Raw genomic sequence first — 24,065 nt, 5'->3', positions numbered from 1 at the left:
CTTCCGCGTCAAGCACGGCGATAGTCTTTAACTCCAGCAGTTCTCGGTCCGGAAGGCGTCCTCGTGAAGTCAGTGCGTTCTCTCTTAGATCCCTATGACCGGACCAATGATCCCGATGCTGTGGTGCACCGCCGCACCAGGACTGCCAAAGACGAGATCACCAGCCAATGGCCAGCGTGGCTCAGCGCTGAACTAGTTGGGATATTCCAGGGACTGGGCATCCAACAGCCTTGGCTGCACCAGGCCCAAGCAGCCAACCTCATCCACGAGGGCCACCACACCATAGTTTCCACCGGTACCGCCTCAGGCAAGTCCATGGCCTACCTGATGCCAAGTCTGGAACAGTTGTACCAGGCGAAGGACAGCGGATTCAACGATGCTGATGCCGGTGCATCGGTGCTTTATATCTGCCCAACCAAAGCACTGGCAGCCGACCAGCTTTCCGCTGTGGAGTCCCTAGGCGTTCCCGGGGTCCGAGCCGCTCCCTACGATGGCGATACCGACCAGGCCACCCGTGCTTGGGTACGCCAGCACGCCAACTTCGTCTTCACCAACCCAGATATGCTGCACCGCGGCATCCTGCCCAACCATCCGGCCTGGTCCAGATTCTTCAAGCGCCTTCGCTACATCATTATCGACGAGGCCCATTCCTACCGTGGGGTCTTTGGCGCACACGTAGCCAACCTGATGCGCCGGTTGCGTCGCATTTGCGCCTATTACGGCAGCTGCCCGGTCTTCATCGGTGCGTCCGCGACGAGCTCAGACCCCGAAGCATCCTTCGGGCGTCTCATTGGGGCGCCAGCTCAAGCGGTGACCAACGATTTCTCCGCCAGCGGTGAACTGGTGATGGCCTTGTGGGAACCTCCGATGAGTGATCACCGCGGTGAAAACGGTGCGCCGGTACGGCGTACCGCCATCGCCGAGAGCGCTTCGATCCTCACCGATCTGATGGCTGATCATATTCGAACCATTGTCTTCATCAAGTCCCGCCGCGGTGCTGAAACAATCGCAACGCTCACCCGCAAGCATCTGGAAAAATTTGCACCGGATCTATCCGTCCGGCTTGCAGCGTACCGCTCGGGCTACTTGCCTAATGAACGCCGTGAGGTGGAAAAGCAATTGCGCAGTGGCGAGCTGCTGGGTGTCACCTCAACTTCGGCGCTGGAACTGGGTATCGATATTGCGGGGCTGGACGCGGTAGTGGTGGCTGGGTGGCCAGGCACCCGCGCATCGTTCTTCCAGCAAATCGGCCGTGCCGGACGTTCGGGCCAGGATGCGCTGGCGATCTTTGTCGCAGCTGAAGATCCGTTGGACACCTACCTGGCACATCATCCCGAAGCCATCTTCGATTTGGGTGTCGAAGCGACAGTCTTTGATCCGCAGAATAAGTATGTGCTTAGCGGCCACCTCTGCGCCGCCGCGCAAGAATCTCCCCTGCGCCCGGAGGAGTTGGAAATTTTCGGTCCGCAGACCGAACAGCTTCTGGATTCGCTGGTGCAACGCGGCTACTTGCGCCGGCGCCCGGCTGGATGGTTCTGGACGCATCCGCAACATGCGGCAGGGATGTTCTCCATTCGGGCCGATGGCGGTGGACCAGTGGACATCATCGATGCGGAAACCGGCGCTCTGCTAGGCACGATGGATTCCCCGCAAACGCATTATCAGGCGCATCCCGGGGCCATCTACGTCCATCAGGGTGCCAGCTACCATGTGGAAGAACTTGATGAGCAGAACCACGTGGTGATCGTGACTCGGGTGAATCCTGATTACTACACCACGGCGCGTGATCTCACCACGGTTGCCATTGATTCCGAGGAACGCAGCCGTAACCACCGAGAACTGACGATTCATTTCGGTGAAGTCACTGTGACCACCCAGGTCGTGTCTTTCCAGCGGAAGTCGGTGGCTTCTAATGAAGTGCTGTCCGAAGAACCGTTGGAGCTTGAAGCCCGGGATCTGAATACCAAGTCCATTTGGTTCACCCTGACCGAGCAGCGATTGCTTCGAGCTGGTTTGGAGGTAGATCAGTTCCCCGGAGCCTTGCATGCTGCCGAGCATGCCATGATCGGGTTGCTGCCGCTGGTTGCTACCAGCGACCGTTGGGATATCGGCGGAGTATCCACTGCGCTACACATGGATACCGGCCATCCGACAATTTTCGTCTATGACGCGCAGCCTGGCGGTGCTGGATTCGCCGAGCGTGGTTTCGAGCGCTTCACCGATTGGATCCGGGCCACCCGGGATGCCATCGAGGCCTGCGAATGCCAGCACGGCTGCCCAAGCTGCGTGCAGTCCCCCAAGTGCGGTAACCGCAATAATCCATTGGACAAGGCTGGAGCGATCTTGCTGTTGACGGCCGTGCTTGACGACGTGGAGCCAGCGCACCACCGCTAACCGCTTCCGCCATGCTCACCGCCCCGGTGCATCCAGTGGCGGTGCTCCCGCCCGTGCCTGGGCTTCGGCCAGATACAGTTCTATGCCCAGGGCACGGAATCCGACAGGAACGTTAGTCGTAACGCGCACCGACTGGCCGTCGGGTTCCACCGTGCATGCTGCCAGCAGTGCACCGTTGGATTCGGCCAACAACGCCGCAACTGTGCAGGGGTCCCCGGGGCGCAACCCGCGGGCCGTATCCGCAGCAGCCAGCGCCGACAGATCGGCGGCGCTGGCAGCCTGCATCGCGGCTCGGGTTGCTGCAACCCATGCTAAAACGGCACCGGCAATTAGCAGTGCAACAACCACGAGCGCTGTTGCCATGACCGTTCCGCTACCCTGTTCGCTTCGAAGGCTCCGCCGCTTTTTCATTCGACGGCCACACTGGCTTGTCCATGGATTTGAAGGCTGCCAACGATTGGAAGGCTCACCGATTTGCTGACGTGAACCTGCCAGTAGCCGTTGGCTGTTGAGAGCGAGAAACGGGCTTGGCTTCCTGCCAGCCTCACGCCGCTGGCGCGAGCGGTTGCATCGTCCTCGCCGCGGGCCAATTCCCTGGCCATGGCACCGGCTGCCTGCTGAACTTGGATCTGCTGGATCCCGACGACACCCAAGCACAAACCCAAGGACAGCATCATGGCAACCGCGGGTAGCAGCACCGCAAATTCGGCGGTACTGCTACCCGATTCGTCGCTGAAGCTCATGGCCTACAGCGACAGCGCTTTAGTAATCAGGCCCATCAGCATGCCACGTACGTCGCCGCTGGACAGGATGCTGATCAGCAAGCCGGCAAAAGCCACGGCAGCCAGCGTGACCATAGCAAATTCGGCGGTGGTGGATCCCTGCTCTTCTCGCAGCAGATCCCTGATTTCCCGGAACCGTCGGTTCATTGTGTTGTCCTTTCTAGACTGTCATCCCCGGCGTCGATACCGTGGATGTTGTGCTTCTACCATCGGCGAGCGCCGCGGGCAGCAACATGGGTTTCCTACGAGCTGGGCATAACCTTCGGCCGGGGATTACTGGTAGCTGGGGAATAGCGCGATGATCAGTGGAACCACGCCCAGGGCGATGAAAGCCGGCAGTGCGCAGGCCCCTAGAGGCAGTACGAGCCTGGTACCGAATTGTGCTCCGAGGCGCGCGACTTTCTGTGCATGTTCACGGCGTTGCAGAATCGCGGTATTTCGTAGCAGATTGGCTGCCGGCGCTCCGGTCATGTGGGCAAAGTGCAGTGCTTTCCGCAGCGGGTCGAGCCAGGGCGGAACGGCTTCCCAGGCTTTGTCCCACGCCATGTTCATTTCCAAGCAGCGCGCTACGCTGCGCAGCACCGCGCACTGTTCAATGCTGTGACCGAGCAGATCGAGGATCTCGGTGATGGGCATCCCCGAGTCCAACAGGCTGGCGCTCAGATCCAGGATCAGCTCGACAGGTTTTTCATCTTCCTGCCGTCTTTTCCCAAGGCACTGCGGCGCCTTGCCTTCTCGACTTTTCGAGTTGGGCCGTCCTAATGCCAAAGCGATGGAAAGCGCCCCTAGAAGCAGAATCAGAACGATCATGACAGTGCCTGGCTAGTGGTTGCCTGCATGAGCCGCCGGCACCAGATCCGGTTGGCGATCCACAGCAATGCTCCAATGAGCACGCTGAGTTGCGCCGCCCATGATCGGCCTATTGTGCCCAGAACATCAATGCCCACAAGCAGACCGAATCCAAACCCGACTAGTGGAAGCCATGTCAGCAACTTAGTCGTTGCTTTCGGGCCAGCCATAGCCGCCTCGAATGCTTGCTGGGCTACTAGGGCGCATTCGAGGTCTTCGGCTAGCCGTTCCAGCACATCGGCAAGGCTTGCGCCGCTGCGTTCGGAGAGTTCCAGGCACCAGTGCAGTCGTCGCACCGCTGGACCTTGTCCCTGCTCCGCCGGAAGACCGGGTCCGGGAGCGCTGTTGCTTAGCCGATGCGTTGCTTGGAGGTCTTTGAGCGCTCGGATGATGTTCCCGCTGTCGTCCTCGGCCTCCAGCAACGCATCAACTGCGGGATGGAAATCCAATCCGCTTCGGAGCAGCGCCGAGAGTTCACGAATGATGCGGGCATCGGTGCTCAGTACCTGGTCATCGTCCGTGTGGCGTTCCGCCCCGCGATCCCGGAGCCTGCGCAGGGAACCCGCTTTGATTTTGCTTGCCGGGTGCGCGGGGATCCACAGCCACAAGGCCAGTGCGCCAAAGATGAGGATCAGCATTGGTCAACGCTCCTTGGCGTGCTCATCGCCTAGCGCCTTGGCAATGGTGCACGTGAGCGATGGGCCAAATCTGTTCGCCAGGAAGTTGTGCCCGTAGTCGGCCAGCGGTTCGGCGGCGTCCAGGTCTATCAGGCGCCGCATGTGCATCTGGCCATCGCTACCGGTGTCCAGGCATCCAAGGGCCACCGGTCCGCGCTGACCTTGGCTCCCCCTGTTCATGTGAATGACAAGATCCAAGGCGCTGGAGGCCTGCAACGAAGTCGCCTGCACGCTCCATCCGGCGAGCGCACCCAGCGCCGCCAAGCGGGCCGGAACTGACTGCGGGTTGTTGGCGTGCATGGTGCCTGCGGCTCCCTGATGCCCCGTGTTCATGGCTGCCAGAAAATCGCGTATTTCCTCCCCACGGCATTCGCCAACGACCAGACGGTCAGGGCGCATGCGCAGGGCTTGGACAACCAAATCCTTCAGCTGCACCTGGCCGGCAGATTCGACGTTGGCCGACCGGGTTTGCAAGGACACAACATGCGGGTGCGGTACATGCAGTTCTTGCGAGTCTTCCACGATGACCAGACGGTGCCGCGGATTGGCTTCGGCAAGCATGGCTTGCAGGAGGGTAGTTTTGCCGCTGCCTGTTCCTCCGGTAATCAGGAAGTTCATCTGGCGTTCCACGATGGCTTGAAGCAGCGGTAGCCAGAACCCGTTCGATCCTTCCAGGACGGTGCCCAGTTCGAGCTGGGCACTGCGCTTGACGCGAATCGAGATCAGCGGTCCGGCTGTGGCAATTGGAGGCAGTACAGCGTGGACGCGGTAATTCTTCAAGCTCATGTCCATGAACGGGCTAGCTGAATCGAGCCGTCGGCCCGCAAGGGTTGCAAGATGGACGGCCAGGGTCCGAACCTGCTCTGGGGAAGAAAACCGGAATTCGGTGGGCTGCAGGCCGGCCGGAGAATCCGTCCAGACCATCCCTTGCCCGTCGACCAGGACATCGGTCACCTCGGGCCGCTGTGCGAAAGGCTCGAGGATTGATAATCCTGCCACTTCGTTCTGCAGCGATTCCAGCGATTGTGCGGCACCTTGGGAACCCAGAGCCGCGCCGGAGTCGTGAACGGCTCCTGCCAAGGCAATCGCATCAAGCTGCCCGCCGGTGAGCAATGCGCGTTCACGCACGGATTCAAGGATTTTGGCATCCAGCACAGGCCCGCCCGTTGATGGGTTGGCGTTGTGGCTATGCCGGCCCGGGCTCATGGGTGCTGCTCCTTCATTTGCGGTATCAGGCAGAGGTTGGACAGGTGCTGGCGCAATGCCCGGGATTTGAAACTGTCGTATAATTGGCCGCGCTCGATCGCTTTGCTGATCCGGGGAAAATCGGGGAAGGCACCAAGAATCTGAGGAAAACCCGCAGGGGTGCTGCGTAGTTTCTGTTCCCCGCACAGCACCACTTCCCCAGAGGCTGGCACGGTCAGCGAACTGACAGTGGCGATATTCCGGTCTATGAATTGGTTCAGTGCCAGCCGTTGCGGATGCGGTGCGCGCCCGGCATCCACTACGACCAGATCGAATCCTTGCCGGGCGGCGGCCAGCAGGCGGATCACCAGCTGGTCCTCCAGCTCATGCGTTCTGCTTGCCTGGGACCAGGTCAAGATCGCGGTATCGCGAAGCTTCGGCAGCGTTTCAGCCAGTTGATGAGCAGCAAGCGCGCCACCGGATTGCCGCAATTCTTCCCATCCAATTCCCGTTGGCGGTTGGGTGCAAACCAGCGGCCAAGCGCCCTGGGAATGCGGATCCAGATCAATCATGGCGCTGCGAAGACCACTTAATGTCCCGGCATGCGCCAGCAACAGGGCCAGGGTCGTTGTTCCCAGCCCGCCTGCTGTGGAATGCAGTGCCAGTGTGTGTCCATGCCCTGCCCTCATGGCCCATAGACCCAGGTACTCGCCGAGCCATTGGCTGGCCGAGGGCAAAACTGCCACCCTTGCCTTGGGAATTCTGCTGGCCAAGCTCCACACGATGGCCTCGCCATCTTCCAGACCGACCAGGACATCCACCGGCCGGCTCGTATTTTCGGCTAGTGCTGCCATGTCGCTGCCCCACAGCACCGGCCCAGAACCATCGGCGGGCAGCAGCTGCGGGTCGGTGCATTTGTTGATTCTCACCGCCGCGCCGACCGCGATCACTGCGCATCGCTCAATAATCCGTGCATCGTTGCTCACGATGGTGCAGATCGGTTCATCTTCCGCCGTGTGGTCAGCCGCTGCCGGCCTCCTGGTGCTGTTCGGAGGCGCCTGCGCGAAATCCAGTTCAGTCATCACGAATCGTTGGGTGTCCTTCAGCGGTTTAGCCGATGAGGACTCTGATAGCCATTTCATGCATCGAGCGTGGCATCTGCCTAATCATTTGCGTGCCGCTCGCCAACCAACTGGGGATATCGGCCGCTGGCACGGCACAATAGATCCATGAGTGCCATCGCTTTCCTTGCTGCCGATCCTGATGGCTATGCCCTGATCGATCTTCGCGACCAGTATTCTGGCAACTCGCTGCAGCCGGTCGTCTCGGTATCCCGGGATGATTTTGCCGGATTTGTTGCCGAAATCGAAGCACGGCATTCGCCCCGATGGGCCATGCTCCGCACCACCCCGTGGATGCAGCCACTTGTTTCTGCGGGTGTTCATCTGGCCAAGGCCTGCATTCTCTCCTTGGCCCAACGCATCTTGCACCGCTCGCCGCTGAGTGAGGAAAAGCTCGAAGACTTCGATCTTGAACGACCAGTTCAGGCTCACGAAAGGGCCAACCAGGATGCGCTCTTTGCCGCCCCGACCTCCGGCGAATCCCTTTCCGAGCTCGTAGCCATGTACGTTGCCCAGCGCAAGGCGTTGCCGCAGGATCCCAGCACCCGTCAGCGTCTGGAATTATTGATCCACGCCGAATCGGTAGGTGCGTTGATTGCCTGCGAGATGGAAGCGGCCGGTTTGTCGTGGGATGAAGCCGGACACCGCGCCCTGCTGCGCGAGCAATTGGGCGAACGCGTATCCGACTATGGACGGCCGCCGAAACTCGCGGCCAAGGCCCGGCAATTGGCCAAGGCATTAGGCAGTCCCGGGCTCAACCCGGATTCGCCGCAGGAGCTGTTGCGCGCCCTGCATAAGGCCGGTTTCGCGGTGAGCTCGGTGCGGGCCTGGGAACTGGAGCAGATCAAGCATCCATTGATTTCTGAGGTTCTTGAATACAAGAAACTCTCGCGTCTTGCCAGCACCCATGGTGATGCGTGGTTGGATCAATGGGTGAAAGGCGGCCGTTTCCATCCGCATTATGTGCTGGGAACGGTGACTTCAGGACGCTGGGCCGCTTCTGGTGGCGGGGCGCTCCAATTGCCGCATTCCATCCGGCAGGTCGTGCGCACCCGTCCCGGCTCGACGTTTGTGGTGGCCGACGGGAGGCAACTGGAACCTCGAATCCTGGCAGCTATTTCCAATGACCAGCAATTGCAAAAAGCAGGCCAGCAAGATGACCTGTACCAGTGGCTGCTCGATGCCCAGCTCGTGGCTTCCCGAGATGAGGCCAAGCTGGGCATGCTCTCGGTCATCTACGGCGGTGGCGGCGGTGCTTCAGGTGCAGTGGGTGCGGCCCTGACCCGCAGTTTTCCCACCGCCATGCGTTTTGTCGAACAGGCAGCTCTTGCCGGCGAGCAAGGTGAAGGCGTGCGCAGTTTCCTCGGCCGCGGCTGCCCGCCAGCCGATGAGCAGTGGCTGCAGGCGCAGAAAGCTACCAACGATGAAGCATCGCAGCGGGCTGCTGACGGCGCGGCGAGAGCCCGCGGCCGGTTCACCAGGAACTTTGTCGTACAGGCGACCGCCGCGGAGTGGGCTTTGGTGTGGATGGGCCACGCACGGCACCTGATCCATCAGGCCGGGTGGAGCCAGACCTGCCGCCAGGTGTTCTTTGTCCATGACGAAATCGTCTTTGAATGCCCCACCGAATTGGCTGGGCAACTGCAGGAGCTCATCCGGCATGCGGCCATGCTCGCCGGGCGTTCCCTGTTCGGCCAGGCCTCGCCGCGCTTCCCGGTCAGTGTTGCGATCTCCGGGAACTACGCGGATGCGAAGTAGCCGGCTTCAGGCCATGCGCAGTTCACGGCGGTTGTTCCACGGCTGGGTCCAACCCAGCTCGTTGAACAGCCTGTCCAGCACGATCGCGGTGAAGCCCCAGATGATCCGGTCTTCAAAATCGAAGGCCGGGGACTTGAACTTCTGATTGCCGCGCTGCACCACGCCGGTCAGGCGATTCCTCGGCTCCAGCAGGTGCGCCACCGGGGCGCGGAATACGCCGGCGCTTTCGGCCGGGTCAGCCGGATAAACCCTGGATTCGGTATGCCACCAGCCAATCACCGGGGTGACCAGGAAGTTCGAAACCGGCAATTCGGTTTCCCCCAAGGTGCCCAGGACCTCGATCCCGGAGGTGTCCACGCCAGTTTCCTCCCACGCCTCGCGCAAGGCGGCGTCGGCAACGCTCGAATCCTCCTGGTCGATCCCGCCTCCGGGGAAAGCGATCTGGCCCGCGTGCTTGCGCAGGGTCGCGGCGCGCTCCACGAACAGCACGTCCAGATCGCCGGCCCGGGAGTGCGGCTCCAGGGCCGCTTCGCCGGCAGCACCGAACAGGATCAGGACCGCGGCACGGCGCGCAGCACCGAGCTCGATATCGCTCATCACCCATTCGCTGGGCAGTTTCTGCGTTGCCCCGACCTGTGCCGTGTGGCGGGCAATTACTTTTTCCAGTTCCAAGCGCGCGCTCATGCGTCCAATCCGTATCCTTCAGCCCTCAGCTCGCGGCGGGTTGCGCCGGCGATCATTTTCGCCAGCAATTCTTCCCGTCCTGGTGCGAGCTCATACTTGAGCAACGCTGTGGCCTTGGCAGGTATTTCCTCGCCGATGCCGAACGAGGGGCAAAGCTTGGCGATGGCGCAGGCCCCGCAGGCAGGTTTGCGCGAGTGGCAGACGCGGCGGCCATGGAAGACCACGCGGTGGCTGAGCATCGTCCAGTCGCGTTTTTCGAACAGTTCCCCCACCGCGTGCTCGACCTTGACCGGATCGGTTTCATCGGTCCACCCAAAGCGGTTGGCCAGGCGCCCGAAGTGGGTGTCCACGGTGATTCCGGGAACACCGAAGGCATTTCCCAGCACGACGTTGGCGGTTTTGCGTCCCACCCCGGGAAGCTTCACCAGCTCTTCGAGCTTGGCTGGCACTTCTCCGTCAAAGCGTTCAACCAAGGCGGCGGATAGCCCGAGCAGGGAGTCCGTCTTGGCGCGGAAGAAACCGGTGGGGCGGATCAGCTGCTCAAGCTCGCCCCGTTCGGCTTGGCTCATTGCGTGGGCGTCCGGGAAACGGGCGAAGAGCGCTGGAGTGATGGCATTGACCCGCACGTCGGTGGTCTGCGCGGAGAGCACGGTGGCTACCAGCAGTTCGAAGGGGTTCTCGAAGTCCAGTTCGGGCACCGCGTAGGGGTAGGCCTTCGCCAGTTCCCGGTTGATCTTGCGTGCCCGGCGCTTCAGCCCCAGCTCGGTTTCGTTGTCCAATTTCTTCGCCACGCTTTAGATCGTGTCATGAGGGCGTGAAGTTTTCACCCTTGGACACCACCTTGGCGTGCTGTTCATCGCGTGCAGCTAACCGCTCGGCGCACAAATTACCCCATTTCCCCTTTCCCGGTGACACAAAGCACACCGGCCCTGCTGGAGGATGTAACTTTGATCACAGAGAAATATTTGTGACTACGCGGAAGGACGCGAACCCAGTGAGTGATTCGAAAACCTTGGATAACCTGTCGACCGAAACCCGTTCCTTTGCCCCGAGCAAGGACTTCAGCGATCAGGCCATCGCAACGCAGGCCCGCTACGACGCAGCCAAGGCAGACCGCTTGGGCTATTGGGCGGACCAGGCACGCCAGGTACTGACCTGGGACACCGATTTCACTGAAACCTTGGACTGGTCGCAGGCACCGGTGGCCAAGTGGTTCGTCGGCGGCAAGCTCAACGCGGCCTACAACGCGCTGGACCGCCATGTGGAAAACGGCCTGGGCGACCGCGTCGCCATCTACTTCGAAGGCGAGCCGGGCGATACCCGCACCTACACTTACGCGCAGCTGACCGAAGAGGTCAAGAAGGCCGCCAACGCTTTCGAATCCCTGGGCGTGGCCAAGGGCGACCGCGTGGCCGTCTACCTGCCAATGATCCCGGAAGCCGTCATCACCATGCTGGCCTGCGCCCGCATCGGCGCCATCCACTCGGTGGTCTTCGGCGGCTTCTCCGCCGACGCGCTGCGCAGCCGCATCGATGATGCGGACGCCAAGCTCGTGGTCACCGCCGATGGCACCTGGCGCCGCGGCAAGCCGTCCTCGCTGAAGCCGGCAGTCGATGCGGCGCTGGAAGCACCGGGCCACACCGTGGAAAACGTTCTGGTGGTCAAGCGCAACGGCGAGCCCACCGAATTCGGCGCACTGGACAAGTGGTGGGATGACGTCGTCGGCACCGCCGCCACCGAGCACACTGCGGTAGCCCACGACTCCGAGCACCCGTTGTTCGTGCTGTATACCTCGGGCACCACTGGCAAGCCCAAGGGCATTGTGCACACCACCGGCGGCTTCTTGGCCCAGGGCGCCGTGACCCACCGCGACACCTTCGATTTGCACCCGGAAACCGACGTGTACTGGTGCACCGCGGACATCGGCTGGGTGACCGGCCATTCCTACGTCACCTACGCGCCGCTGGTCAACGGCGCCACCCAGGTGATCTACGAGGGCACCCCGGATACCCCGCACCAGGGCCGCTGGTGGGAACTGGTGGAAAAGTACGGCGTCACCATCCTGTACACCGCGCCCACCGCAATCCGCACCTTCATGAAGTGGGGCCGCGAGATCCCCGATAGCTACGACCTGTCCTCGCTGCGCGTGCTGGGTTCGGTGGGCGAACCGATCAACCCGGAAGCATGGATGTGGTACCGCGATGCCATCGGCACCAACAACGGCAAGAACGGCGAGCGCAAGGAACACCCGGCCCCGATCGTGGACACCTGGTGGCAGACCGAAACCGGCGCGCACATGATCGCTCCGCTGCCGGGCGTCACCGCAACCAAGCCGGGTTCGGCCCAGGTGGCCGTGCCGGGCATCGCCATTGACGTGGTGGATGAAGCCGGCGAATCCGTGGCCGACGGCGAGGGCGGCTTCCTCGTCATCCGCGAGCCGTGGCCAGCGATGCTGCGCGGCATCTGGGGCGACATGGAACGCTACAAGGACACCTACTGGTCGCGGTTCGAGAACATGTACTTCGCTGGCGACGGTGCGAAGAAGGACGCCGATGGCGATATCTGGCTGCTGGGCCGCGTGGATGACGTGATGAACGTCTCCGGGCACCGCCTGTCCACCACCGAGATCGAGTCCTCGCTGGTCGCCCACCCATACGTGGCAGAGGCCGCCGTGGTGGGAGCGAAGGACGAGACCACCGGCGAGGCCGTGGTGGCCTTCGTGATCCTGCAAACCGAGCCGGCGGAAGGCGAGGATGTGGTGGCGACCCTGCGCAACCACGTGGGCAAGGACATCGGCCCGATCGCCAAGCCGAAGCATGTGCTGGTGGTTCCGGAACTGCCTAAGACCCGCTCGGGCAAGATCATGCGCCGCCTGCTCAAGGACGTGGCCGAGGGCCGCGAGGTCGGCGATGCCACCACGCTGTCCGATTCAACGGTGATGAGCCAGATCGCGCAGTCCATGGGCAAATAGCCTCAGCACGCCCCAGTGCAGCAAGCCGCCGTTCGTCCACACCGCTGGTGTGGACGCACGGCGGCTTCTTGTATTACGGGGCCAAAGAATTCGGGCGGGAATTTCCCGGTTGTGTAATAGATTTGAGTTCATGACTGAGAACGCATCGAACACCATCTTGCTGCTCAACGGCCCCAACCTGAATCTGCTGGGCACCCGGGAGCCGGAAATCTATGGCCACGACACCCTGGCCGATGTTGAGCAGCTGGCCCGGGAAACCGCTGCGGCCCTCGGCTTCGAATTGCGCGCCTTGCAGTCCAACCATGAGGGTGTGCTCATCGACGCGATTCACGAGGCCCGCACTACCGCAGCCGGCATCATCATGAACCCCGGCGCATTCACCCATACATCTGTGGCTATTGCCGATGCCATCAGCGGCGTGCAGTTGCCAGCCATCGAGGTGCACATCTCGAACGTGCACAAGCGTGAAGCGTTCCGCCACCATTCCTTCATCTCGCCGGTAGCCAGCTCGATCATCATCGGTGCGGGCGTGCACGGCTACAAGCTGGCGGTTCAGCAGCTCGCGCATTTGCTGGGCAAATAGCCGCAAGCCCTAGCCGGTGACGCAGTCGCCTGTTTTGATGCTGGTGCGCCGATCGCCGCCCAGCTCCATGGCGTTCTCGATCTCTTCGAGGCTCAGGGCGAAGCCGACCTCGTCATCGCTGCGCGACTTGGCGAAGATCAAGCCCACCGCGTCGCCGGATTCATCCAGCAGCGGTCCGCCGGAATTGCCCTGGGCTACTTCCGCGGTGAGCTGGTAGACAGAGATTCGAGATGGGTCCGCGCCATAGATATTGGCAATGGAGACGAAGGCACGGGAAGCGATCAAGGCTCCGCGGATCTGCTGCGGGCCGCCCGCTGGGTGCCCGACAAAGGTTGCCGAGTCGCCGCGCATCAGGTCATCAGCGGCGAGGTCGATAGGCTCTGCCTCCAGCCCTTCGACGTAAAGCAGCGCGATGTCGGCCTTGGGATCGAAATAAACAACCTTTCCGCGGTGAACTTCGTCACCGCCGACCTCCACGGTTGCCGCGCTCAATCCGGCGACCACGTGCGCGTTGGTCATGACCAGCTCGTGGTCGACAACGAAGCCTGAGCCGGTCAGGTTCACACCGCATTGCACCGCGGTACCGGAGATCTTGGCGGCCGATTGGGCAGCGGCCAGCTGCAGGTCGTTAGCTGCCCATTCGGTGTTGGCCGGCGCCTGGACCGGGGGCGCGAAAGGCTCCAGGAATGCGGGGAGGGTTTCGGCGATCACCTTGGAGCGTGCGGTGGAAATCGCGGCATCGACAAACTCGGGTGTCAGGCCACGAATCGAGTCGATCATCTTGGACTTGCTGATCTCCAGCGAAAGCCTTGGAATACCCATGCTTGAAGTGGAAAAGGCCAAGCCACCGATGATTGTGGCGGTAATGAACACCGACAGCACGCCACCGGCAATGCGGTCCGCGGCACGCAGGAAATCGACATTCATCCAGTGGCGGATGCGGGTTGCAATCACCCGTCCCAGAGCTTGCCCGAGAATGATCAGCACGGCTGCGGTAGCTATCATCAGGCCGACCCGCCACCAGGGGTTCGTGGCGAAGGTGGAAACCAGCGGGATGGCGAAGAATGCGGCGACGCCGCCGACAATCAGGCCGAGCATGTCGCCAATGGTCAGCAGAAAACCTCGACGAACTCCAACAACGAAAAACGTCAGCAAAACAGCGCAGATGACTACGTCGAGCCAGCTGAAAATTCCGAGCACCAAGACCCCAGTTCATTCATAAAGTTCGTATAGACCCAAGGTACCCTTAGAAGCTGATGGATTTCTGCGAGCAGATTCGCGAGTTTTAGTCGAATGTGCGTGATTTTCAACATTTTCTTGGTTAAACCACGTGTGGAAACTGTCACATTGTTACCGAATACGGCACAATGAAGTAAGCGCCTACTACTGTTGACAGGAGATTTAATGGATATCGAGGTACTGCGTCGCGCGCCACTGTTTGCGTCGCTTGGTGATGAAGTATTCGCCGCGCTAACCGAAGAATTGACCGAGGTTGATCTCTCCCGCGGCGCATCGGTGTTCCGTGAAGGCGATCAGGGTGACCGTCTGTACTTCATCGTTTCGGGCAAGATCAAGCTGGGTCGCACCTCTTCGGATGGTCGCGAGAACCTGATTGCTGTTCTTGGCCCAGGCGAACTGTTTGGCGAGATGGCATTGTTCGATCCACACCCACGCAACGCAACTGCAACCGCCGTGTCCGAGACCCGCTTGGCGGGCCTGAGCCACGAGAACATGCGCAAGGCTATCTTGAACTCCCCTGAGGTCTCGATCCAGCTGCTGCAGGCTCTGGCTGCACGTCTGCGTCGTACCAATGAGTCCCTGGCCGATCTGGTCTTCTCTGACGTTCCTGGCCGTGTTGCCAAGGCTCTGTTGGATCTGGCTGACCGCTTCGGTCGCCCAGCTACCGACGGCATCCTGGTTGCCCACGAACTGACTCAGGAAGAGCTGGCTCAGCTCGTTGGTGCTTCCCGCGAAACCGTGAACAAGGCTCTGGCCGAGTTCGTGCAGCGCGGCTGGCTGCGCCTGGAAGCACGCGCCGTCGTGATCCTGGATATCCAGCGTCTGCGCCAGCGCTCGCGCTAAACCGCAGTGATGCAAACAGGCCGGGAATCCTTCAAGGATTCCCGGCCTGCTTTGTTTAAGTTCTGCTCTCAGTGCCCGGCAGTAGTCTGCCATGGGCGGGAGGATTCAGCGCTCATGGAGCCAAGGACTTCCAGATAGTAAATGCCATCGCGCACCAGCAGGTCCGGATGCTTGAGATTCAACGAACGGGCCCGCGAAAGGTAGGCGACCACTCCATTGGCCTCCGCCATGGCTTCCAGGATCATTTCCACCGCCGGGTAGCTAATCTCCGAGAGCGCGAGGTTCACTGTGTTGGGTTGGCCAACGCTGTCCCCCAGCTCGCTGGTGCTGCGTTTGGCCAATATTTCCCCGGCGGCACACCAGCGCCCCCATTTGCCTTTGCCGCGCAGCAAGGCAGCCTCCTGGCGGTTGGGCACGGTGGCAGTGAAGTACCAGGTGTCGAAGCGGCGCAGGGCAAAGTTCGGGTTGAGCCAGTGGGATACCGGACGCAAAAGGTCTGTGCGCAAGCCCAGTCCGCGGCGGCGCAGGAATTCGTCGAAGGCCAGGTCCTGTCCGGCGATTGCTTCGCGGGCGGTCATCCAGTCTTCTGCATCGGTCATTTCGACCACGGATTGCTCATCGGTGCCGGCCAGCAGGATTCCGGTCTCTTCGAAAAGCTCGCGAATGGCGCAAACGATGTATGCCTGCGCCAACTGCTGGTCCAGCATGTCCATGCGCTTGGACCATTGGGACAGGCTCGGACCGAACCATTGGTAGGTGGCACGGTCGCTCGCCTCGTGGCTGCCGCCTGGAAAGGCCACGTTGCCCAGTGGGGAGCCCCCGGGGCGATAAGTCAGATAGGTCTCCACGCCGTGGGAAGAATCCCTCACAAGGCAGATGGAGGACGCGCGCCGCGGGGTGCGCGGCGTGCGCGAACCGAAAGAGAACCAGTTTTCGGCGGTGGCAATTTGATGCGGTGGCAAATCAAAGAGCCGGCGCACCATACCGCTGCGCGGCCCCGCCGGGAATGCCCGTCGGGACCGCGCAGCAGGAATCTGGCTTGAATTACTCAAATTCGGCGATGACCTCGACCTCGACAGGTGCATCCAGCGGCAGAACGGCAACGCCGACGGCCGAGCGTGCGTGCAAGCCTGCATCGCCGAGTACCTCGCCGAAGAACTCCGATGCCCCGTTGATGACGCCTGGCTGTCCGGTGAAGTCCGGTGCCGACGACACGAAACCGACAACCTTCACGATGCGCTTAATGCGATCTAGATCACCAATTTCGGCCTTGATGGCGGCTAGCGAGTTAAGCGCAGCGGTCTGCGCCTGGGCCTTCGCCTCCTCGGCCGAAACCTCGGCACCAACCTTTCCAACGGCTGTGAGTTCACCCTTAATCAGCGGAAGCTGGCCGGAGGTGTAGACATAGTTGCCGGTGGTAACGGCTGGCAGGTAGGCGGCTACCGGCTTTGCCACAGCTGGCAAGGCATGACCGAGCTCGGCCAGACGAGCCTCGACACGCGAGGAAGTAGCTTCTTGCATGGGATTTCTCCTTCAGTAAATGTTGTTGCTAGTTACGCTTTCGGACGCTTCATGTAGGCCACTGGAGATGAGCCGTTGGGGCCTGGAACCACGGTTACCAGCTCCCAGCCATCGTCACCCCACTGGTCCAAAATCTGCTTCGTAGCGTGAATCAAAAGCGGCAAAGTGGCGTATTCCCATTTAGTCATACTCGATACGTTAGCGCGTCCTTGTAAACTAGTGGGTATGGCAGCCAAGAAGTCCCCTTTTTTTGATACCGCTACCACCCTGGGAAAAGTCGTTGCATTCTTCGGAATCAGCGCCCTGTGTGGTGTGCTCGCAGCAGGCATGCTCGTGCCCATTGCAGCTATCGCAAAAACCGGTTTGACCACCGGTAACAACATCGTCAGCGCGCTCCCGAGCTCGTTTGAAAAGCTCCCCATCCCGGAGCCTTCCACGATCCTTGACGCTGATGGCAAGGCCATTGCGAACTTCTACCAGCAAAATCGCCAGCCTGTGAAGCTAGATGACATCTCGCCGAACATGCGCAAGGCGATCATCTCGGTGGAAGATGAGCGTTTCTACGAGCACAAGGGCATCGACCCCAAGGGCATCGCCCGTGCAGTAGTTGGCAACCTCACCTCTTCGAGCCGCTCTGGTGCTTCCACCCTGACCCAGCAGTACGTGAACAACCTGCTGGTGAATAACCAGGTGCTCACCGGTTCGGACGAATCCACTGTTTCCGGCCAGAAGGGCTACTCGGATAAGATCCGTGAGCTGAAGTACGCGGTGGCCATCGAGAAGGAAATGTCCAAGGACCAGATCCTGGAGGGCTACCTGAACCTGGTGCTCTTCTCGGGTCGCGAGTACGGCGTGCAGGCTGCCGCTCAGCACTTCTACTCAACCGATGCCAAGGACTTGAACGTGCAGCAGTCGGCCATGCTTGCCGGCATGGTCCAGCTGCCAAACGTCTACAACCCGATCAACAACCCTGAGCGATCCATCGACCGCCGCAACAAGGTGCTGGGCAACATGTACCGCACCGGTGCAATCACCAAGAAGGAATACGACAAGGCGGTGAAGTCGGACCTGGAACTGGATCCGCGCACGTCCCCTTCCGGTTGCACCGCGGCCAAGGAAAATGCGTACTTCTGCGACTACGTCACCAATCTGATCCTTTCCGATGACACCTATGGCAAGACCAAGGAAGATCGCGAAGGCCTGCTGTACCGTGGCGGCTTGACCGTCAAGACCACCCTGAACAGCAAGCTGAACAAGAAGGCCGCCAAGGACGCAGCGAAGGCTATCGATCCAAAGGCCAAGTCCAATACCGACATTTACTCCTCGATCGTTTCGGTCGAGCCGGGCACCGGCAAGATCCTGACCATGGCGCAGAACACCACCTACGGTCCGGAAGTCAAGAACTCGGGCGAGAACACCTATTACAACTTCGCTGTCGAGCGTTCCCTGGGTGGCGCTGGCGGGTTCCAGGGTGGTTCTACCATGAAGCCGTACACCACCTTGGGCTGGCTGTCCGAAGGCAACCGCATGTACGACAAGATCAATGCCAAGAAGCAGGTTTTCGTACCCGGCTCCAAGTGGCGGGCATCTTGCCTTCCCGGAGGAACGACAACTGTTGGTTCTAATTGGGAACCGAAGAATGCATCGCCTGGCTTCTACCGCTCGATGACCGTGGATACCGGCCTGTACTGGTCGATCAATACCGCGACCGTGCAGGAGGCCTACAAGACCGACCTGTGCACCATCGCCGATTACACCAAGAAGCTTGGCGTACTGGATCAGGGCGCCAAGGGCGGCCCTGCCCCGATCTCGCCTTCGAACCCTTCGTTCATCATCGGCTCGGCAGAAATCACCCCGTTGTCGCAGGCCGCCGCATTCGCTGCATTCGCCAACAAGGGCGAGTACTGCGAACCACGCGCCATCAACAGCGTGACCGACAAGGACGGCAACGAGTACAAGGTCAAGAAGGAATCCTGCTCCCAGGAAATCGACCCGACCTACGTTGCCGATCTGAACGGCACCCTGAAGAAGATCGCCACCAACCGCGTCTCCAAGGGCCGCGTCGACGGCCCAATCGCTGGCAAGACCGGTACCAACAACTACGCGTCCTCGACCTGGTTCGTCGGCTACACCACCGGAATTTCCACCGCCACCTGGGTCGGCCGACTCAAGGGCAAGGCCGGCGAAGAGAAGAACCAGATGCACGGCGCGATGGTCAACGACAAGAAGGCCCCTTGGATGGTCGATTCCTCGACCTTCGCCGCCCCGCTGTGGGTGGACTTCATGGAGGAGGCCGTGCACGAATACGAGCGGAACAACTTCGGTTCGGCCCGTCGCCAGCCGCCTCCGCCAAAGCCGAAGGAAGAAGACGATTCCAAGTCCGACTCGGATGAGAAGGACAATGACAAGGAAGAGTCGAAGGAAGATTCCAAGCCTAAGGAAGAATCCTCGCCGAAGCCCGACTCCGATAACAAGGGCAACGGAAACGGCAATGGAAACGGCAACGGCAAGAAGTCCGATGACTAGCTGAATATTCGAAAGGCCGCGTTCAACTTTGGTTGGACGCGGCCTTTCGGTTTAGATTGGCATAGGAGAACTCCACCAGAAGTTGCCTCCGGGCTTGAAAGGACGATGGCACAGAAGTCATGGTTGAACAGAATAATTTCGCTTCGGCATTACGTCATGCCAGCGGTACTGCGGCCCTTGCCGCCACCGGCGCTCTGGCCATCGGCGGAGCTCTGGTGGGCTATGGCATGCTGGAGGCCCAGAAGTTCGGGCTGCGCCACGAATCGCTTAAGGTCCTGCCCCGCGGATACGGCGACATCAAGGTCCTGCACCTTTCGGACATCCACATGGTTCCAGGGCAGGAAGCCAAAACCCAGTGGCTGCGCGGTCTGGCTGATCTGAAGCCCGACTTTGTCATCAACACCGGGGATAACCTCAGCCACCGCAAGGCCGTGCCGGCTTTGATCAAGGCGCTGGAACCGCTGATGGCTTTCCCTGGCGCCTTCGTTCCCGGGTCCAATTGCTACTACGCTCCGAAGCTGAAGAACCCGTTCAGGTATTTGGCTCCTTCCACCGGAACTCCCAACCCTGCCCCGCGGGACCAGTTGCCGTTCGAAGAAATGCACCGGGCCTTCGGCGGAGCCGGCTGGATCAACATGTCCAACCGTGCGCATTCCACGGTGCTCAATGGCCTGCGCCTGGATCTTACCGGCGTGGATGATCCGCACATCGACCGGGACCTCTTCGCTGGCTGGCCGCGTGGTTCCTCCTCAAGCAGCCAGGCGCCCCACGTGCGCATTGCGCTCACCCACGCGCCCTACCAGCGGGTTCTTGACCAATTCACCGAGGCGAAGGCTGATGTCATTTTCGCTGGCCACACCCACGGCGGCCAGGTGTGCATCCCGGGCTATGGCGCATTGGTCTCCAACTGCGATCTGCCTACGTGGCGCGCCCGCGGCCTGAGCGATTGGGAATACAACGGCAACACCGTTCCGTTGAATGTTTCCGCTGGCGTGGGCACCTCGCGCTTCGCTCCGATTCGCTTCGCCTGCCCGCCGGAAGCCATCATGGTTACCCTGGCTGCCCGCGACTAAGCCACGAAATTTCTTCGGGTAATCCCCGGTCAAGCACCTTCTTGGTGCTCGACCGGGGATTATTTGCCTCCAATGTGAAGCACTTCTTTCCAATAGTTGCCTATTGATTGAATTATCCCAACTACTGCCGGTAGTCTGTAACTCTGTCAAACTTCTGGATGAATGCGGGGTACCGTGGCTCAAGCTCAACAGGCCGGTTCGAAAGATCCGGTCCCGCTCTCCGCAACACTGAAACGGCTTGCTCCATTCGTCAAGCCGATCTTCCCCCGGCTCTTTTGCGGTTTCCTCTGCGCGCTCGGCGCCGGAATTGTCGCGCTGGCCATCCCCCAGGTGCTCGCCTGGCTGGTCAATGTCGTCCTGCATCGTGATGGGGCAGCCTCGGAGGTGTGGCTCTCTGTTGGCATCGTTGCCGCATTGGGCCTTGTCGAAGCCCTGCTGATCTTCCTGCGCCGCCAATTCGTGCTGAATCCCGCAGCAGGCCTTGAAGCGCAGATGCGCATCCGCTTCTACAAGCACCTGCAGCGCCTGCCCGTGGCGTTCCACGAACGCTGGGGCTCGGGGCAGCTTCTCTCCCGCTCCATGTCGGATCTCTCCTTGTTGCGCCGTTGGCTCGCGTTCGGCGCGATGATGCTGGTTGTTGAAACCGTCACCGTCATCACCGGGCTGGTGCTGATGTTCACCCATTCATGGATCCTGGGACTGCTCTACCTGCTGGGATCCATCCCGATTGCCATCAAGGCCTACCGTTTCCGCAACGACTACCGGGCCGCCAGCCGCCGCAGCCAGGACCAGGCTGGGGACCTGGCCACCGCGGTGGAAGAATCAGTGCACGGCATCCGCGTCATCAAGGCCTTCGGCCGCGGGCCGCATGTCTACGCGGGCTTCAGCGCCCAGGCAAAGTCCCTGCAGGAAACCGAAATAACCAAGGCCAAGACGCTGGCCAGCTTCCTGCTCACCGTCGTTGCGGTGCCTGAAACCATTCTGGGCATCGGCCTGCTGATCGGCATTGCCCAGGTCGCCAACGGCACGCTGAGCGTCGGCTCGCTGGTGGCCTACTTCGCCATCGCCGCGGTCATCGCCGGCCCCGTCGAGGGCATGGGAATGCTGCTGGGCATGACACTGAGCACCAAAACTGCGCTGGACCGCCACTTCGAGGTCATGGATTCAATCAATGACATCGATTCCCCCGCGCAGCCCCGGGTCCCTGCAGAACGCGATGGCAGCGTGAAGCTGGAGCATGTGCGCTTCGCCTACCCGGATACCGCCGGTACCCACCGGCCGATCCTGGCCGACATCAATCTGGAGATCCGTCCCGGGGAAACCATGGCCCTTGTCGGCATCACCGGTTCGGGCAAGTCCACCTTGCTGAACCTGGTTCCGCGCCTGCATGAAGCGACCTCCGGCGAGGTGCTCATCCACGGACAGGACGTCAAGGACTGGGACCTCCAGGAACTGCGAACCGAGATCGCCGTGGCTTTCGAGGACACCACCTTATTCTCCACCTCCATCCGCGGCAACGTGCTGCTCGGCGCCCCGGAAAACCTGGATGAGCAGCAGCGCGAAGCCCTGCTCGCCGAAGCCCTGGACGTCGCCCAGGTGCAGTTTGCCTACGCGTTGCCCGAAGGGGTAGACACCTTGATCGGCGAGGAAGGCCTGTCGCTATCGGGCGGGCAGCGCCAGCGCATCGCCTTGGCCCGCGCCATCGCAGCGCGCCCGAGCGTGCTGGTCCTCGACGATCCGCTGTCCGCCCTGGATGTGCGCACCGAGGAACTGGTCACCGAGAGGCTGCGCGAAGTCCTGGCCGGAACCACCACGCTGATCGTGGCCCACCGGCCCTCGACCGTGATGCTCGCCGACCGCGTGGCGCTGCTGCGCGATGGCCGCATCGACGCGGTGGGAAGCCACGCCCACCTGTTGAGCACCAATGAGCATTACCGATTCGTCATCGCCAGCCTGGATGACGAAGACCAGCCAGCCACCGTGGAGGTCTCCCGATGAGCAAGCCACTGGGCGTCGCCAATGAAGACGCCATCAAGCTCTCTGCCGCCGAACGCAAGGTCGTGCGGCAACGTTCCTTCCGGCTGCTGGCCTCGCTGGCCGTGCCGCAGAAGAAGCTTTTCGTCCTCACCGTGGTGCTGGTGCTGTTCTCCAACGCGGCACGCGTGCTGCTTCCGGTGCTGATCGCCTTCTCGATCGACTGGACCCTGCCGCAGGTGCGCGAAGGCAACTGGGGTGCCCTGGGGATGACCGGGGCCGGATACATCGTGTGCGCCGTGCTCAGCGGCGTGCTGCTCTCCTGGTACATCACCAGCGCGGCGAAGATCTCCCAGGCGATGCTCCTGGATCTGCGCCAGCAGGTCTTCCGCCATACCCAGCGGCTGAGCCTCGAATTCCACGAGAACTACACCTCCGGGCGGATCATTTCCCGGCAGACCTCCGATCTGGAAACGCTGCGCGAGCTGCTCGATCAAGGCGTCTCGGAACTGGCCTCCTCCTGCGTGTTCGTGGTCTTCACCCTGGTCTCGATTTTCTTCCTCGACTGGCGCAGCGGCCTGGTGGTCTGCGTGGCCGTCCTTCCGGTAGCGATCCTCTTCTTCTGGTACCAGCGCCGCTCCGAGCTGCTCTACCGCGAATCCCGCGTGGTCTCGGCCAAGGTCATCTCCACCTTCGTGGAAACCATGACCGGCATCCGCGCGGTCAAGGCCTTCCGCCGCGAGGAAGCCAACGACGCGAACTACTCGGATCTCGCGGAGCAGTACCGGGTGAACTCGGTGCGTTCCTTCAACCTCTTCGGCGTCCTGCAGCCGGGACTGGTCCTGATCGGCAACCTGACGGTGGCGGCATTGCTCGCCTACGGCGGATTCCGCATCATCGACGGCACCATGCAGGTCGGTGCGATGGTGGCCATCCTGCTGGCCTCCAAGCGCCTGTTCCAGCCAGTCGAGCAGATCGCCATGTTCTATTCCTCGCTGCAGTCGGCCACCGCCGCCCTGGAGAAGGTTTCGGGGCTGCTGGAGGAAGAACCGACGGTGCGCGAGCCTGCGGCCCCTCGCACCATCCGCAAGGTGGCCGGCGAGCTGGTCTTCAAGGATGCGGTCTTCGGCTACGGCGAGGGCCCGGTGATCATGGAGGAATTCGACCTGCGGATCCCGGCGGGCCAAACGGTGGCCGTGGTAGGCCAGACCGGTGCCGGCAAGTCCACGCTGGCCAAGCTCATTGCCCGCTTCTACGACCTGCGTTCGGGCACCTTGGAACTGGATTCGGTGCCGATCAACGAGCTGTCGAACAAGGAACTGCGCCAGCACGTGGTGATGGTCACCCAGGAGGCGTTCCTCTTCTCCGGATCGGTGGCCGAGAACATCGCGCTGGGCCGGCCGGGCGCCTCGCCGGAGGATATCGAGTACGCCGCCCGTGCGGTCGGCGCCCACGAGTTCATCTTGGATCTGCCTGAGGGCTACGGCACCGACGTGAACAAGCGAGGCGGACGGGTCTCGGCCGGCCAGCGCCAGCTGATTTCCTTTGCCCGCGCCTTCCTTGCCGATCCTGCGGTGCTGATCCTTGATGAGGCCACCAGCTCCCTGGATATCCCTTCGGAACGGGCAGTGCAGCGCGGACTGCAAACCCTGCTGGGCAACCGCACCGCGCTGATCATCGCGCACCGCCTGTCCACCGTGCAGATCGCGGACCGCGTGCTGGTGGTCCACGATGGCAAGATCACCGAGGACGGCACCCCAGCGCAGCTGATTGCCGATGAGGGGCGCTTCGCGGCCCTGCACAAGGCGTGGAAGGACTCGCTGGTCTGATCCCGTCCAGGACAGCGCAAAGCCCTCCGCAGATCACTTCGATCAGCGGAGGGCTT

Annotated in this window: 21 protein-coding genes; 9 read left to right on the top strand and 12 right to left on the bottom strand. The window is 61.6% G+C overall.

Annotation, left to right across the window (positions count from 1 at the left end):
• Positions 1-63 precede the first annotated feature (63 nt).
• Positions 64-2,394, top strand: a complete 2,331-nt coding sequence (locus tag ACP3TE_RS12410; RefSeq protein WP_133833579.1) for a DEAD/DEAH box helicase — start codon at positions 64-66, stop codon at positions 2,392-2,394.
• Positions 2,395-2,409: 15 nt separating this feature from the next.
• On the opposite strand, the gene ACP3TE_RS12405 is transcribed toward ACP3TE_RS12410, so the two are convergent.
• The 7 genes from ACP3TE_RS12405 to ACP3TE_RS12375 form a co-directional block, all read right to left on the bottom strand.
• Positions 2,410-2,805 carry an Rv3654c family TadE-like protein gene (locus ACP3TE_RS12405; protein WP_133833578.1) on the bottom strand — a complete coding sequence of 132 codons (396 nt, stop codon included), beginning with the start codon at positions 2,803-2,805 and terminating at the stop codon, positions 2,410-2,412.
• On the bottom strand, positions 2,802-3,137 hold the full coding sequence (locus ACP3TE_RS12400) for a TadE family type IV pilus minor pilin (protein WP_105656969.1): 336 nt from the start codon (positions 3,135-3,137) through the stop codon (positions 2,802-2,804). The genes ACP3TE_RS12405 and ACP3TE_RS12400 overlap by 4 nt, the downstream gene beginning before the upstream one ends.
• 3 nt (positions 3,138-3,140) lie before the next feature.
• Positions 3,141-3,323: a DUF4244 domain-containing protein gene (locus ACP3TE_RS12395; protein WP_105656970.1), complete on the bottom strand. Its 183-nt coding sequence runs from the start codon at positions 3,321-3,323 to the stop codon at positions 3,141-3,143.
• A gap of 126 nt (positions 3,324-3,449) precedes the next feature.
• The gene (locus ACP3TE_RS12390) at positions 3,450-3,986 is read right to left on the bottom strand and encodes a type II secretion system F family protein (protein ID WP_133833577.1); all 537 of its coding nucleotides are present in this window, start codon (positions 3,984-3,986) and stop codon (positions 3,450-3,452) included.
• Positions 3,983-4,663 (bottom strand): type II secretion system F family protein, encoded by a 681-nt coding sequence (locus ACP3TE_RS12385; RefSeq protein WP_133833576.1) that lies wholly within the window; start codon positions 4,661-4,663, stop codon positions 3,983-3,985. Before ACP3TE_RS12385 ends, ACP3TE_RS12390 begins: the two co-directional genes overlap by 4 nt.
• 3 nt (positions 4,664-4,666) lie before the next feature.
• Positions 4,667-5,908, bottom strand: coding sequence for a TadA family conjugal transfer-associated ATPase (locus ACP3TE_RS12380; RefSeq protein ID WP_133833575.1), 1,242 nt, complete (start codon positions 5,906-5,908; stop codon positions 4,667-4,669).
• Complete coding sequence (locus tag ACP3TE_RS12375) at positions 5,905-7,029, bottom strand: hypothetical protein (RefSeq protein WP_133833574.1); 1,125 nt, start codon at positions 7,027-7,029, stop codon at positions 5,905-5,907. The genes ACP3TE_RS12380 and ACP3TE_RS12375 overlap by 4 nt, the downstream gene beginning before the upstream one ends.
• Before the next feature lie 87 nt (positions 7,030-7,116).
• Between ACP3TE_RS12375 and ACP3TE_RS12370 the strand changes: the two genes are divergently transcribed.
• Positions 7,117-8,766 (top strand): bifunctional 3'-5' exonuclease/DNA polymerase, encoded by a 1,650-nt coding sequence (locus ACP3TE_RS12370; protein ID WP_426733748.1) that lies wholly within the window; start codon positions 7,117-7,119, stop codon positions 8,764-8,766.
• A 6-nt stretch (positions 8,767-8,772) separates the two neighbouring features.
• Here ACP3TE_RS12370 and ACP3TE_RS12365 read toward each other — a convergent pair whose 3' ends face one another.
• Both ACP3TE_RS12365 and nth read right to left on the bottom strand, forming a co-directional pair.
• Positions 8,773-9,450, bottom strand: a complete 678-nt coding sequence (locus ACP3TE_RS12365; RefSeq protein WP_105656976.1) for an NUDIX hydrolase — start codon at positions 9,448-9,450, stop codon at positions 8,773-8,775.
• Positions 9,447-10,241, bottom strand: a complete 795-nt coding sequence (gene nth, locus ACP3TE_RS12360) for an endonuclease III (RefSeq protein ID WP_105656977.1) — start codon at positions 10,239-10,241, stop codon at positions 9,447-9,449. The genes ACP3TE_RS12365 and nth overlap by 4 nt, the downstream gene beginning before the upstream one ends.
• A gap of 203 nt (positions 10,242-10,444) precedes the next feature.
• Between nth and acs the strand changes: the two genes are divergently transcribed.
• Complete coding sequence (gene acs, locus ACP3TE_RS12355; protein ID WP_426733746.1) at positions 10,445-12,421, top strand: acetate--CoA ligase; 1,977 nt, start codon at positions 10,445-10,447, stop codon at positions 12,419-12,421.
• 130 nt (positions 12,422-12,551) lie between these two features.
• The gene (aroQ, locus tag ACP3TE_RS12350) at positions 12,552-13,004 is read left to right on the top strand and encodes a type II 3-dehydroquinate dehydratase (protein ID WP_105656979.1); all 453 of its coding nucleotides are present in this window, start codon (positions 12,552-12,554) and stop codon (positions 13,002-13,004) included.
• A gap of 9 nt (positions 13,005-13,013) precedes the next feature.
• Here aroQ and ACP3TE_RS12345 read toward each other — a convergent pair whose 3' ends face one another.
• Complete coding sequence (locus ACP3TE_RS12345) at positions 13,014-14,204, bottom strand: MarP family serine protease (protein WP_286134139.1); 1,191 nt, start codon at positions 14,202-14,204, stop codon at positions 13,014-13,016.
• 204 nt (positions 14,205-14,408) lie between these two features.
• On the opposite strand from ACP3TE_RS12345, the gene ACP3TE_RS12340 reads away from it, so the two are divergent.
• The gene (locus ACP3TE_RS12340; RefSeq protein ID WP_022874282.1) at positions 14,409-15,086 is read left to right on the top strand and encodes a Crp/Fnr family transcriptional regulator; all 678 of its coding nucleotides are present in this window, start codon (positions 14,409-14,411) and stop codon (positions 15,084-15,086) included.
• Between the two features lie 68 nt (positions 15,087-15,154).
• On the opposite strand, the gene ACP3TE_RS12335 is transcribed toward ACP3TE_RS12340, so the two are convergent.
• Positions 15,155-16,069 (bottom strand): NUDIX hydrolase, encoded by a 915-nt coding sequence (locus tag ACP3TE_RS12335; protein ID WP_105656981.1) that lies wholly within the window; start codon positions 16,067-16,069, stop codon positions 15,155-15,157.
• 61 nt (positions 16,070-16,130) lie between these two features.
• A complete protein-coding gene (locus ACP3TE_RS12330; RefSeq protein WP_426733744.1) occupies positions 16,131-16,607 on the bottom strand; it encodes a RidA family protein in 477 nt (158 codons plus the stop codon).
• Positions 16,608-16,832: 225 nt separating this feature from the next.
• On the opposite strand from ACP3TE_RS12330, the gene ACP3TE_RS12325 reads away from it, so the two are divergent.
• The 4 genes from ACP3TE_RS12325 to ACP3TE_RS12310 all read left to right on the top strand — a co-directional run bounded on the left by ACP3TE_RS12325 (position 16,833) and on the right by ACP3TE_RS12310 (position 24,009).
• Positions 16,833-19,133, top strand: coding sequence for a transglycosylase domain-containing protein (locus tag ACP3TE_RS12325; RefSeq protein WP_105656983.1), 2,301 nt, complete (start codon positions 16,833-16,835; stop codon positions 19,131-19,133).
• Positions 19,134-19,252: 119 nt separating this feature from the next.
• Complete coding sequence (locus ACP3TE_RS12320) at positions 19,253-20,206, top strand: metallophosphoesterase (protein ID WP_105656984.1); 954 nt, start codon at positions 19,253-19,255, stop codon at positions 20,204-20,206.
• A gap of 174 nt (positions 20,207-20,380) precedes the next feature.
• Positions 20,381-22,204: an ABC transporter ATP-binding protein gene (locus tag ACP3TE_RS12315; RefSeq protein ID WP_426733741.1), complete on the top strand. Its 1,824-nt coding sequence runs from the start codon at positions 20,381-20,383 to the stop codon at positions 22,202-22,204.
• Entirely contained in the window at positions 22,201-24,009 is a 1,809-nt protein-coding gene (locus ACP3TE_RS12310) for an ABC transporter ATP-binding protein (RefSeq protein ID WP_400341982.1), read from the top strand. Before ACP3TE_RS12315 ends, ACP3TE_RS12310 begins: the two co-directional genes overlap by 4 nt.
• Positions 24,010-24,065 lie beyond the last annotated feature (56 nt).

Source organism: Glutamicibacter sp. 2E12, assembly GCF_050030965.1.
Classification (GTDB): domain Bacteria; phylum Actinomycetota; class Actinomycetes; order Actinomycetales; family Micrococcaceae; genus Glutamicibacter.
This window is presented reverse-complemented; position numbering and strand designations above follow the sequence as displayed.

Bases quoted from the DNA above. Each gene is read 5' to 3' on its own strand.
- ACP3TE_RS12405 (WP_133833578.1), bottom strand. From the start codon at position 2,805: ATGAAAAAGCGGCGGAGCCTTCGAAGCGAACAGGGTAGCGGAACGGTC.
- ACP3TE_RS12400 (WP_105656969.1), bottom strand. From the start codon at position 3,137: ATGAGCTTCAGCGACGAATCGGGTAGCAGTACCGCCGAATTTGCGGTG.
- ACP3TE_RS12395 (WP_105656970.1), bottom strand. From the start codon at position 3,323: ATGAACCGACGGTTCCGGGAAATCAGGGATCTGCTGCGAGAAGAGCAG.
- ACP3TE_RS12390 (WP_133833577.1), bottom strand. From the start codon at position 3,986: ATGATCGTTCTGATTCTGCTTCTAGGGGCGCTTTCCATCGCTTTGGCA.
- ACP3TE_RS12385 (WP_133833576.1), bottom strand. From the start codon at position 4,663: ATGCTGATCCTCATCTTTGGCGCACTGGCCTTGTGGCTGTGGATCCCC.
- ACP3TE_RS12380 (WP_133833575.1), bottom strand. From the start codon at position 5,908: ATGAGCCCGGGCCGGCATAGCCACAACGCCAACCCATCAACGGGCGGG.
- ACP3TE_RS12375 (WP_133833574.1), bottom strand. From the start codon at position 7,029: ATGAAATGGCTATCAGAGTCCTCATCGGCTAAACCGCTGAAGGACACC.
- ACP3TE_RS12370 (WP_426733748.1), top strand. From the start codon at position 7,117: ATGAGTGCCATCGCTTTCCTTGCTGCCGATCCTGATGGCTATGCCCTG.
- ACP3TE_RS12365 (WP_105656976.1), bottom strand. From the start codon at position 9,450: ATGAGCGCGCGCTTGGAACTGGAAAAAGTAATTGCCCGCCACACGGCA.
- aroQ (WP_105656979.1), top strand. From the start codon at position 12,552: ATGACTGAGAACGCATCGAACACCATCTTGCTGCTCAACGGCCCCAAC.
- ACP3TE_RS12340 (WP_022874282.1), top strand. From the start codon at position 14,409: ATGGATATCGAGGTACTGCGTCGCGCGCCACTGTTTGCGTCGCTTGGT.
- ACP3TE_RS12335 (WP_105656981.1), bottom strand. From the start codon at position 16,069: ATGGTGCGCCGGCTCTTTGATTTGCCACCGCATCAAATTGCCACCGCC.
- ACP3TE_RS12330 (WP_426733744.1), bottom strand. From the start codon at position 16,607: ATGCAAGAAGCTACTTCCTCGCGTGTCGAGGCTCGTCTGGCCGAGCTC.
- ACP3TE_RS12325 (WP_105656983.1), top strand. From the start codon at position 16,833: ATGGCAGCCAAGAAGTCCCCTTTTTTTGATACCGCTACCACCCTGGGA.
- ACP3TE_RS12320 (WP_105656984.1), top strand. From the start codon at position 19,253: ATGGTTGAACAGAATAATTTCGCTTCGGCATTACGTCATGCCAGCGGT.
- ACP3TE_RS12310 (WP_400341982.1), top strand. From the start codon at position 22,201: ATGAGCAAGCCACTGGGCGTCGCCAATGAAGACGCCATCAAGCTCTCT.